This window comes from Xanthomonas sp. LF07-6, from assembly GCF_034105445.1.
In the GTDB taxonomy this organism is placed as follows: Bacteria; Pseudomonadota; Gammaproteobacteria; order Xanthomonadales; family Xanthomonadaceae; genus Xanthomonas_A; species Xanthomonas_A sontii.
Genome location: NZ_JAXGGI010000014.1, coordinates 95404 through 106571, shown reverse-complemented (window position 1 = coordinate 106571; position 11168 = coordinate 95404). Strand labels below are relative to the sequence as shown.

Below are 11168 nucleotides of genomic sequence, written 5' to 3'. Positions count from 1 at the left end.
CGCGATTCCTCCATCGTGTCAGGGTCATGATCGGCGCTGGGCCCGGTCCTGCCTTGTCGATGCGAGTTCACGCCTGGGGGCGGACTCTGGATACCGTTCGGACACACAAGGGCCAGCATGTGGAGGGCGGAGCCGATCTGCGATGCAAGCTCGAAGCTTTAGGAGCGACTGGACCTCCCGCACCTCCTCCGATGATCAGTCGGAAGACATGACGCCTGTTTAGGGGCGACATGTCCAGATACAAGGAGCGGCTTCAGCCGCGACCGGGATGCGTCGGGAACGCCCGGTCGCGGCTGAAGCCGCTCCTACGTTGGTTGGGCGGAACAGTGCAGAAAAAAGCTGTTACGTGGCTCGTGCTACCGGTAGATGTAGATCGACTGCAGTTTGCTGCCCCAGCCTTTGCAACCGATACTCGTCGGCACCTCCAAACGCACCTTCTTGCCGGTGGTGAGCGCCGTCATCGCCGCGGCGTACACCTCCTTGCCGTTGGGCTGCGAGGTATCGATGGTGAACGTGAGCGTGCCGCATAAGGCGTCCGAATCCACCTCGATGTAGACCATCGAGTCGCCGATATAGGGCCGGAGCGAAACGACGCTCACCAGATCGCTCGTAGGCTCCGCCTGCGCCAGCGCGGCAGCGCCCAAAAAAAGTAGCCCCACCGACCAGGGTGCGCGCGTTTGTTTCATGTCTTCCCCCTTTGTTAGACATCCACTTCAGTCGATGCGCGACACACGCAGAAGCGCAGTCGAGCCTGACCACTTGCCACATCCGGTAGTGTGTGCTTTCCGACCTCAGCGCGAACCGTGCATCGCTTTCGCGCGTCGAACGCCAAACTGCAGCGCTTTCCCCGCACGCATGCGCTGCGACGCCTGGCGGCGTTTCTCCCCCGATAGGCCGCATTGTGATGAGACCACGTGACTTGCGTCAACGAACGTCGATGCTTTCACCGAGATGATCGACGCAGCGGTACAGACCATGTGCACTCACCGATCCGCTATCCCACTGCTTACCTACTCGCATCCACCCGCCACGGCGCCGGATCCCAGCCGAACAAGCCGAACGCCCGCACGAATTCCGCATCCAGCGGCGCCGTCACCGCGATCCGATGGCCGTCCGGGTGCGGAAACGCCAAACGTTCGGCGTGCAGCAGCATGCGGTGCACGCCCTGCATGCGGAAGATGCGATTGTGGCGGCCATCGCCATGGCTGGTGTCGCCGATCAGGTGATGCGAGAGGTGCTTGAGGTGGCGGCGGATCTGCCGGAAGCGCCCGGTCACCGGACTGCAGCGCAGCAGCGCATAGCGCGAGGTGGCGAACTCGCCCGACGGTACCTGCAGTTCGCCGCAGGCCAGGCGCGCGAAGCGGGTCTGCGCCGGTTTCTTCATGGGCTTGCCGGGGCCGCCGTCGAGGTCGTGGTCGACCTCGAAGCGGTCTTCGGCCGGCCAGCCGCGGCAGATCGCCAGGTAGTCCTTGTCCACGCCGCCCCCCATCAGCGCCTTGCCCAGCGCACTGGCGGTATCGCGGTCGAAGGCGAGCAGCAGGCAGCCGCTGGTGGCGCGGTCGAGCCGGTGCACCAGGAAGATCGGCCGACCCAGCTGTGCGCGCAGACGGTCGGCGAGGAAATCGTCCTCGCCGCGGGCGAGCTTGCTGTCGTGGACCATCAGCCGGGCGGGCTTGTCGACCACGGCGAGCAGCGGGTCTTGATAGAGGATCTGCAGGGAATCGGCGTCGGTGTTCACTGCCGGATTATCCGCGCCGTGCCGCGGCGCGACAATGCGCATTGCAGGCAACGAGGCGCGCATGCAGGTGGCGCCGAGCGGCAGTGTCCGCTGCACTGAGCCATGACCTCGCTCACGACAACGGCACCCATGGCACCGATGACGACGTGGCTGCAGCTCGCGCCGACGGTTGCTTGACCCGACGACGCACGTCGCGGGCAGGCACGCCGCCGCGCTGCGCCTACGCGTCCTTGACCGCCAGCAGTTCGCCGTTGCCGACGGGCAGCGTGGTGCAGGTGAACGCGGCATCGGCCTGCAACAGCGCGGCGAAGGGCGCCATCTCCGTCGCGTGCGACAGCGCGTTGTCCACGACCAGCAGACCGCCCGGCCGCAACACGCGACGCAGCTGCGGCCACCAGTGGCAATACAGCGTGCGCTCGGCATCCAGGAACACCAGGTCGAACGTGGCCGAACCCGCAGCGGCCAGCCAGGCGCCGGCATCGGTGTGGATCAGGTCGACGCAGCCCTCCACGCCGGCGTGGGCGAAATTGCGCTGTGCCAGCGCGATCTTGTGCGCGGCATATTCCAGCGTGGTCACGCCGCCACCCAACGCCGCCGCGGCCTCGGCCAGCCACAGGGTGGAATAGCCGTTGGACGTGCCGATCTCCAGCACCCGCCGCGCAGCCGTGGCGCGCACCAGCACCGCCAGCAGTTCGCCGGTCTCCGGGGTGATATTGAGCAGGCGCTGCGCGCGCTCGGGCTGGCCTGCATCGTGACGCGGACCTTCCTCACCGAGTTCGGCGCGCACCGCGTGCAGCCGCGCGCGATCCAGCGCCGCCACGCTCAGCGCCGCCACCACGCCGACAGCAAGGCCGCGGTGCCGGCACCGCCGCTGATCCAGGCCCACAGCGACACCCCGCCCAGCTGCGGCCCGCCCGCGTCGAGCGCGTACAGCAGCGTGGCCACGGTGAGCAGGCCGACGCCGGCGATCGCCGCCACCACCCGCCGCTGCATGCGCCGCACCAGCAGGTTGAGTTCGAACAGGTCGCGCGAGCGCATCGACAGCTCGTGCCGGCCCTCGACCTGCTGGCGCAGCCAGCCGTGGATCAGCCGCGGCATGTCCGGCGCGTGGGTCATGATCTCCGGCAGGCGCTTGCGCAGTTCGTGCAGCGCGCGCTGCGGGCTGTAGCGCTCGATGAGGATGCGTTCGAGCACCGGCCGCGCCACCGCCCAGATGTCCAGTTCCGGATCGAGCTGGCGGCCGACGCCTTCGATGTTGAGCAGGGTCTTCTGCAGCAGGATCAGTTGCGGCTGCAGGGTCAGCTGGTAGCGCTGGGCCACGCGGAACAGCTTGATCAGCACCTCGGCCAGCGAGATCTGCGACAGCGGCCGGGTGAAGTACGGCTCGCACACCGAGCGCGCCGCCGCCTCCAGCTCGTCGATGCGCACGTTGGCCGGCATCCAGCCCGCCTCCACGTGCAGCTCGGCCATGCGCCGGTAGTCCTTGTTGAAGATGGCCATGAAGTTCTCGGCCAGGTAGTACTGATCTTCCTGCGAGAGCTGGCCCATGATGCCGAAGTCCAGCGCGATGAAGCGCGGGTTGTCGCGGCGCGCCGGGTCGCTGTCGACCCAGATGTTGCCGGCGTGCGCATCGGCATGGAAGAAGTTGTCGCGGAATACCTGGGTGTAGAACACCCGCACGCCCTTGGCCGCCAGCGCGCGGCGGTCGATGCCGGCGGCGTCCAGCGAGGCGATGTCGTCGGACGGGATGCCACGCACCCGCTCCAGGGTCAGCGCGCGCTCGGCGGTGTGGGTCCAGATCACCTCGGGCACGTAGAGGTCGTCCGAGTGCAGCCAGAAACGGCGCAACACGCTGGCGTTGGCGCCCTCGCGCTGCAGGTCCAGCTCCGCGGCGAGGGTGGTCTCGATCTCGGCCACCACCTCGCGCGGGCGGATCTTGTCGGCGCGTGGGTGGGTGCGTTCGACCAGCGCGGCGGCCGATTTCAGCAAGGCGATGTCGGCGTCGATCTGCCGCTCGATGTCCGGGCGCAGCACCTTGACCACCACTTCGCGGCCGTCGTGCAGCGTCGCCGCGTGCACCTGCGCGATCGAGGCCGAGGCCAGCGGTTCGGTGTCGAAGGTCGCGAACGCCACCGCGATCGGCCGCCCCAACGCCTGTTCCACGATGCGCCGCGCCGCCTCGCCGTCGAACGGGCGCACCCGGTCCTGCAGCAGGGTCAGTTCCTCGGCCACGTCCGGCGGCATCAGGTCACGCCGGGTGGAGAGGATCTGCCCGAACTTGACGAAGATCGGCCCCAGGTCCTGCAGCGCCAGGCGCAGCCGGGCGCCGCGCGACTGCGCAGCGATGTCGGGGCTGGCGCGCGGCACGAACGGCTTGGCCAGGCGCAGCCAGCGCTCGGCCGGGGTGCCGTCGAGCAGGTCGTCCAGGCGATAGCGCAGGATCACCCGGCCGATGCGGCTGGCGCGGAACATCGCCTTCATGCGCCGCGCTCCGGCTGCAGCCGCGCCACACGCGCGGCCAGACGTTCGATGTCGTCGCGCAGCACGTCGACGTCGTCGTAGAAAGCCTCCAGCTCGGCGCGCGCGACCACGTCGCGCGACTCCTCGGTCACGTACTCGGCCGCGCTCTGCGCCAGGTCCTGCGCACTGCGTCGGGCCTGCTGCAGCGCCGAGCGCGCGGTATTGGCCACCTGCACGCCGAGCACCTCGCCGAACACCTGCACGAACGGCCGCTGCCAGTCCGGGTCGAAGCGCGTCGCCAACTGCTGCAGACGCCGCGCCAGTTCGGCATCGCCGGAGACCCGCACGCGCCCGCCGGGGCCGCCGGGGCGCCGCGCCTGCGCCAGGAACGGCAACTGCGCAAGCAGGCCGCCGAGGGTGCTGCGCACCGCCAGCTCCGGCTCCTGCGCCGGATCCACCGGACCGACCCGCAGCTGGGTGCCGTCGACGCGGATCTGCAGGGCCAGTGCCGGCGCCTCCAAGGTCAGCGCCACGCGCTGGCCGTCGAGGTCGCGCAGGGCCTCGCCGGTTTCCGAGTCCAGCGCCAGCGCGCGATTGAGCGCCGCTTCCAGCGCGCGGCCGGCCAGGGGCTTGAGAGCATCGAGGGGGGATCCAGACATCCCCGCATTCTAGCGGCAGACACGTCGCCAGGCCGTGCTCAGGGCGAGACAGATGTCCCGCCATGCCACCGCCAACCGCTACTGCGCCTGCGCGCCGCCCAGGTGCTTGCTCAGGAACGCCAGCAACTGCGTGTAATAGGCGCGCCGGTGCGGCTCGGTATAAAAGCCGTGGCCCTCGTTGGGGAAATACAACGACTCCACCGGCACCCCGGCCTTCTTCAACGCCTTTTCCATGCGCTCGGTGTGTTCGATCGGCGCACGCTCGTCCTTGCCGCCGGCCGCCAGGAACACCGGCACGCGGATGCGCGCAGCCAGATTGACCGGCGAACGCGCCGCCAGGCTGTCGCGTTCGCCCAGCCAGTCGCCGGCCCAGGCCTTGGTCCAACGCGCGTATCTGGCCTGGTCGCGGTACATGGTTTCCAGATCGTAGACGCCGACATAGCCGGCCGCGCAGCGGTACAGGTCCGGCGCCTATGCCGCGCCCATCAGCGCGGCATAGGCGCCGTAGCTGGCGCCGTAGATGCAGATGCGTGCGGCGTCGGCGATACCCTGGTCGATCGCCCAGCGGGTGGCATCGGTGAGATCGTCCTGCATGCGCCCGCCCCACTCCCGGGCACCGGCCTGGGTATAGGCGCGGCCGTAGTTACCCGAGCCACGGTAGTTCACCCGCAACACCGCGTAGCCGGCTGCGGCCAGCACCTGCGCATCGTCGTCGAATTCCCAGCCATCGAAGAGGCCGAACGGCCCGCCATGCGGCAACAGCACCATCGGCAGCGGCTTGCCGGCCGGCGCCTGCAGCGGCAGGGTCAGATAGCCGTACAGGGCCATCCCATCCCTGGCCTTGAAGGCGACCTCACGGGTCGACGGCATCCGCTCCGGCACGAACCATTCGCGACGGCTGAACACCCGCTTGGCCGATTTGTCCGCGGTGTCGAACAGGAAGTAATCGCCGTTGTTGCGATCGCTCCACACGTACAGCATCAGCAGGCGCCGATCGGCGGTGGCGGAGGTGATGTACACCGCATCGCCATTGAAGGCCTGCTCCAGCGCGCGGTACAGCCGCGCCGTCGGCGCGGTCTCGTCGAAGAAGCGGTTATGCACGCAGTCGCTCATGAACGACACGCCGATCGGGGTGCGGCCATCGAGGTCGCGCAGCACCTGATAGGGATCGACCTTGGCATCGCGCAGCAGCGGCGTGGACCGGTCGCTCTGCGGGTCCCATGCCACCACCGCGTCGGGCCCTTCGGCCTGCTCCACCTGCAGGTAGGCGATCCTGTCGTCCGCGGAAAAGCCCAGCGGGAAGCTGCGATGCCCGCTGCTGGCTTCGTCGTTGATCAGCCGCCACGGACTGGCGTCATCGTTGCGGTAGAACAGCTTGTTGACCGTGCTGCCGGTCTCGGCACCCTGCGCAAAGCGCACGTGGCCGCCGTGGTCGGTGACGAAGTCCGCACGCGCCACCGGGGCGCGCGCCACCGGCGTGCGTCGGTGGTTGTAGATGTCGAGCCTGTCCACATGCACGGTGGGGTCCTTGGTCTGCTCCACCACCGACACCAGCACCGCGCGCGGGTCGTCCGGCAAGGTGTCGAGCATGAACACCGACGGATCCAGGCCGGCCTTGTAGGTGACGCCGTTGACGCTGTCGTTGAGCCCGTAGGGGCTGGCCAGCAAGCGCGCATTCTTGCCGTCGGCATCGATGGCATGCAGCTGGCCGATCGCCACGGGGCGGTCCAGTGCGCCCAGGCGCTCGGCCATCGACACCACGATGCGCTCGTCGCTGGCCCACCACTAATCGTGCACCACCGAATCGGCCTGGCCCATGATCTTGGCCGAGACCTGCTTGTCGCTGCGCCGGATCACCGCCAGCACGGTGCGGTCCTCGAGGGGCGCGATCACTGCATAGTAGGCACCAGTCGGGGAGATCTTGACCCGGTCGAACTGGTCGCGCTGCATATACGGCGCCAGGTCCACCGGCGGCACCTGCGCGCACGCGCTCCCCGCAAGCGCAAGGCCTGCCCACACGATCCACGCTCGCATTCGATCCGCCCCTGTCCCCTGAGCGGAGGATGGTGACAAGCGCCGAGCGGAACGTCCAGCCCTGCCCCGCCGCGCTGCCTCCGGGCGGCAGGCGCCCTCGCGGCGCGGAGCCCAGAAACGACTTGCCCGCGACGCAGGGCGCCGCGGGCAAGCATCGAGGTTCGATTGTCGCGGCGGACTACACCTTGCCGCGGCGGAACATCGAGATCACCGCCAGGATCAGGAACACCACGAACAGGATCCAGGCGATGTTGGTCGCCGCGCCGGCGATGCCGCTGAAACCGAGCACGGCGGCGATGATGGCGATCACGAAGAAAATGATGGCGTAATGCAGCATGGCAATGTCCAGAAGGTTGTCGTGCCGAATCGGCGCGGCATCATCTTCGGAAACCGCGGGTCGTCAAGGAGTGACGGGCATGTCGTGGCGCCATGAGGACGCAAGTCGCTGCAGTCCCTGCTCAATGCTTACCTGCGGCACGTAGCCGAAGTCGCGCCGCGCCGGCTCCATGCTGTACCAGTGCGGGGTGCACAGCTGCTCGGCGAGGAACCGCGTCAGCGGCGGCTCGCCGCGCAGGCGCAGCAGCGGCCACAGGGTTTCGCAGGCGGCACCGATGCGGTAGGCGGCCTTGAACGAAAGCGTCCTGGTCACCGCCGGTGCGCCGACCGCGGCCAGCAGCTTGTTGAGCAGCACGCGCATCGGCAACGGCTCGCCGTTGGAGATGAAGTAGGCCTTGCCGGCGCAGGGCGCGCCCACCGCCAGGTGCTCGAAGGCGTCGAAGTGCGCCTGCGCGGCGTTGTCGATGTAAGTGGAATCGACCTTGTTGTCGCCGCTGCCGACCAGGCGCACGCGCCCGGCCTGCGCGCGCGCCACCAGCTTGGGCAGGATCTGGTTGTCGCCCGGCCCCCAGATCAGCCGCGGGCGCAACGCCACCACCGCCAGCTGCGCGTCGTTGGCGGCCAGCACCATGCGCTCGGCGATCGCCTTGGTCGCCGCGTACGGCGCCTGGAAATCCTCGCCGTAGGGCACCTGGTCCGCGCCCAGGCCTTCGACCGGATGGGTGGCGCGGTGGGTCACGCTCGGTGTGGAGGTGTAGACCAAGCGCGACACGCCGTGCAGGCGGCAGGCCGCCAGCACGTTCTCGGTACCGACCACATTGGGCTGGTAGTAGCTGTCGTAGCTGCCCCAGGCGCCGGCCTTGGCGGCGTTATGGAACACCGCATCGGCGCCGGCCAGCGCATGCTGCAGCGCCTGCGCGTCGACCAGATCGCCCCGCACCTGGGCCACGCCCAAGGCCTGCAGTTCCGGGTAGTGCCCGCGGTTGTAGCTGACCACCTGGTGCCCGCGCGCCACCAACCCGCGGCACAGCGCCTGGCCCAGGAATCCACCGCCACCCGTCACCACAATCTTCATCGCGTCGTACCGATCGAACCAGGGCGCACACGATAGCCGGGGGCGCCGGCGAAGGCGATCCGCGATGACGACGCCGGCGATGCAAGCCGCGCAAGCCCTTGATCCGACTGACCTTCAGAATTCTTCACTCTGGCATCAGGCACTTCAGCGATGCCACGGGCGTAAGTGCGCTGGCCTTCCACCGGAGTTCCGCCATGTCGCCCCTGCCGCTGCTGCTGTGCCTCACCCTCTCCCTCGTCGTTCCGTGTGCTTCCGCCGCCGTAGCAACGGCCGCGACCGCACCGCCGGCGCAGGATGACGGCTGGCCCGTCGCCGATGCCGCCACCGGCGGCTGGAAGCTGGACCGGCTGGCCGCCATGGAACGCGCCATCGCCGACGGCGCGGCGCCGGATACCACCAGCGTGCTGATCGTGCGCGACGGCGCCCTGGTCTACGAGCACTACCTCGGCGGTGCCGACCGGCAGACCTTGCACGACACCCGCTCGGCGACCAAGAGCGTGACCGCGCTGCTGGTCGGCGCGGCGATCGCCCGCGGCCGCCTGCCCGGCGTGCAGGCACGCGTCTACGACTTCTTCGGCGACCACCACTGGCAGCACGATGCGCCGCGCAAGCGCGCGATCACCGTCGAAGACCTGCTGACGATGAGTTCGCAATGGGAGTGCGACGACGACAACGCCTTTTCCAGCGGCCACGAGGAACGCATGTACGTCAGCGCCGACTGGACGCAGTTCGCGCTGGACCTGCCGCTCAAGGGCTATGCGCCCTGGATGCGCCGCCCCGAGGAGAGCCCGTATGGGCGCGCCTTCTCCTACTGCACCGCCGGCAGCTTCCTGCTCGGTGCGCTGCTCGAGAAGGCCACCGGGAAGCGCCTGGAGGACTTCGCCGGGCAGGTCCTGGAGCGGCCGCTCGGCATCGTCGGTGCACGCTGGCTGCACGCCGCCGAAGGCGTGGGCATGGGCGGTGGCGGCACCCGCTACCGCAGCCGCGACCTGGCCAAGTTCGGCCAGCTCCTGCTCGACGAGGGCCGCTGGCACGGCACGCAGGTCTTGCCGGCGGCATGGATCCGGGCAATGACCCAGGTGCATGCACAAGCCCGCGACGATGCCGACTACGGCTACCTGCTGTGGCGCTTCCGCTTCCAGGCGCATGGCATCGAACGCGGGGTCTGGGCGATGTCGGGCAACGGCGGCAACTATGTGTTCGTGCTGCCGGAGGAACGCCTGGTGGTAGTGATCACCCGGCGTGCCTACAACCGGCCGCAGATGCACCCGCAATCGCAGGCGCTGCTCGCCGACTACGTGCTCACGGCACTGCCGTAGGCACCAGTCCGGCACGCTGTGCCTGCACGCGTTGCGCGGCGACATCGGCCTCGTTGCGCGCCAGCAGCGCCGCGAAACCCGGCTCGGCGCGCAATGGCGCCAGCAGCGGCGACACCCGCAGGTAGGCGCCGTCGCGATAGCCCGCGGCCTGCGCCCGGCGCAGCGCGGCCAGGGCCGCCGGCCGGTCGCCGGCCAGTTGCAGCAGCAGCGACGCATCCACCGCATCCAGCAGGTCGGTGCCGCGCGTCACGCCGTCCAGCAAAGCCTGGGCCCGCGCGCGCAACTGCGGCACCGGCGGCAGCGGTTGCGCCTGCAGCGTCCAGGCCACGGTCTGGACGAAACTGCCCTGCGGCCGCAGACGCATCGCCTGCAGGCTGGCCTGGCGTGCGTGCGCGGTGTCGCCGCGCGCCAGCGCCAGCTCCGCCTGCAGCAGGAACAGCCCGGCGTAGTCGGTGCCGCGCCCCAGCGCCTGGTCCAGCGCGACCTGGGCTTCGGCCGTGCGGCCATGCAAGAACAGGAAGCGCGGCCACGCCAGATTGGAATACGCGCTGTCGGGATAGAGCTGGAAACTGTCGCGGTAGCGGACCTCAGCGGCGCTGGCGTAGCCCAGCAGATCGAGGTTGCTGGCGATCTGCAGCGTCAGGAAGCGCACCCGCGTCGGATCGCGCACCCGCATGTTCGCCGCCAGCGCCTGCGCCAGGCGGCCCTGGCGCTCGTACAGATAGGCCGCCGAGCCGCGCACGGCATCGGCTTGCGGGTCCAGTTGCAACGCGCGCTCGTAGGCGGCCAGCGCCGCGGCGTTGTCGCCGCGGCAATCGTACGCATAGCCAAGCGCGGCATGCGCGGCGGCCAGACGCGGGTGCGCCGCGAGCACCTGCGTCGCCAACCGCTGCGCGCGCAATGCGACCTGCTGGTCGCCGTCGTATTGGCAGACGCGCGCACTGTAGGCGCGGCTCAGGCCGATCAATGCCGCCGCCTCGTCCGGTGCCTGCTGCAGGCGCTGCTGGTACAGCGCGATCGCACGCGCGTTGTCGTCGCGCTGGCCGATGCCGGCGTAGTACTCGGCGCGCTGCAGCAGCGGCGACGCGGCTGGCGTCGGCGCGGCCGCCTGCCAGCGCCATGCCATCGCTGCCGAGACGATCACCACCGCACCGGCCGCGATCGCCCAGGCGCCACGGCTGCGCCACATCGGCCGCGGCGCAAGGGCGGCGTCGGCAGGATCGGGGGCGGCGTCGGACTGCACCGGCAGGCACAGTTGATACCCCTGGCCGCGCACCGAGCGCAGATAGCGCGGTTGCCGCGAGGTGTCGCCCAGCGCCTGGCGCAGCAGGCGCACGCGCTGGGTGACGGTCTCCTCGTTGACCAGCGCCGGCGCCCACACCTGCGCGATCAGTTCATCGAACCCCACCACGCGCTGACCCTGCTGCAGCAGGTAATGCAGCAGGCGAAAACTCAGCCCGCCCACCTCCAGCACCGCTCCGTCGCGCTCGACCCGCTGCCGCGCCGCGTCAATGCGCAGGTTGCCCAGCCGGTAGCGCGCGGCCATC

Annotated in this window: 10 protein-coding genes and 1 pseudogene; 1 reads left to right on the top strand and 10 read right to left on the bottom strand. The window is 69.6% G+C overall.

The window, feature by feature from the left end:
* Positions 1–356 precede the first annotated feature (356 nt).
* From SLW56_RS17760 to oleD, 9 genes and pseudogenes are all read right to left on the bottom strand, one after another.
* The gene (locus tag SLW56_RS17760) at positions 357–686 is read right to left on the bottom strand and encodes a hypothetical protein (RefSeq protein WP_152182509.1); all 330 of its coding nucleotides are present in this window, start codon (positions 684–686) and stop codon (positions 357–359) included.
* A gap of 320 nt (positions 687–1006) precedes the next feature.
* A complete protein-coding gene (locus SLW56_RS17755; RefSeq protein WP_267121739.1) occupies positions 1007–1780 on the bottom strand; it encodes a pseudouridine synthase in 774 nt (257 codons plus the stop codon).
* Positions 1781–1958: 178 nt separating this feature from the next.
* A complete protein-coding gene (locus SLW56_RS17750; protein WP_267126306.1) occupies positions 1959–2534 on the bottom strand; it encodes a class I SAM-dependent methyltransferase in 576 nt (191 codons plus the stop codon).
* Between the two features lie 26 nt (positions 2535–2560).
* Positions 2561–4219: a ubiquinone biosynthesis regulatory protein kinase UbiB gene (ubiB, locus tag SLW56_RS17745; protein ID WP_017911447.1), complete on the bottom strand. Its 1659-nt coding sequence runs from the start codon at positions 4217–4219 to the stop codon at positions 2561–2563.
* Positions 4216–4857, bottom strand: a complete 642-nt coding sequence (locus SLW56_RS17740) for an SCP2 sterol-binding domain-containing protein (protein WP_295910804.1) — start codon at positions 4855–4857, stop codon at positions 4216–4218. Before SLW56_RS17740 ends, ubiB begins: the two co-directional genes overlap by 4 nt.
* A gap of 78 nt (positions 4858–4935) precedes the next feature.
* Positions 4936–6618 (bottom strand): annotated as a pseudogene (locus SLW56_RS17735) (S9 family peptidase).
* A 24-nt stretch (positions 6619–6642) separates the two neighbouring features.
* Positions 6643–6825 (bottom strand): hypothetical protein, encoded by a 183-nt coding sequence (locus SLW56_RS17730; protein WP_295910803.1) that lies wholly within the window; start codon positions 6823–6825, stop codon positions 6643–6645.
* 244 nt (positions 6826–7069) lie between these two features.
* A complete protein-coding gene (locus SLW56_RS17725) occupies positions 7070–7228 on the bottom strand; it encodes a DUF1328 domain-containing protein (protein ID WP_003468167.1) in 159 nt (52 codons plus the stop codon).
* A 63-nt stretch (positions 7229–7291) separates the two neighbouring features.
* On the bottom strand, positions 7292–8302 hold the full coding sequence (oleD, locus tag SLW56_RS17720) for a 2-alkyl-3-oxoalkanoate reductase (protein ID WP_295910802.1): 1011 nt from the start codon (positions 8300–8302) through the stop codon (positions 7292–7294).
* Positions 8303–8496: 194 nt separating this feature from the next.
* Here oleD and SLW56_RS17715 point away from each other — a divergent pair, with 194 nt between their 5' ends.
* Complete coding sequence (locus SLW56_RS17715) at positions 8497–9621, top strand: serine hydrolase (RefSeq protein WP_295910801.1); 1125 nt, start codon at positions 8497–8499, stop codon at positions 9619–9621.
* Here SLW56_RS17715 and SLW56_RS17710 read toward each other — a convergent pair.
* Complete coding sequence (locus SLW56_RS17710) at positions 9605–11167, bottom strand: winged helix-turn-helix domain-containing protein (protein WP_295910800.1); 1563 nt, start codon at positions 11165–11167, stop codon at positions 9605–9607. The genes SLW56_RS17715 and SLW56_RS17710 overlap by 17 nt on opposite strands.
* Position 11168: the final 1 nt, after the last annotated feature.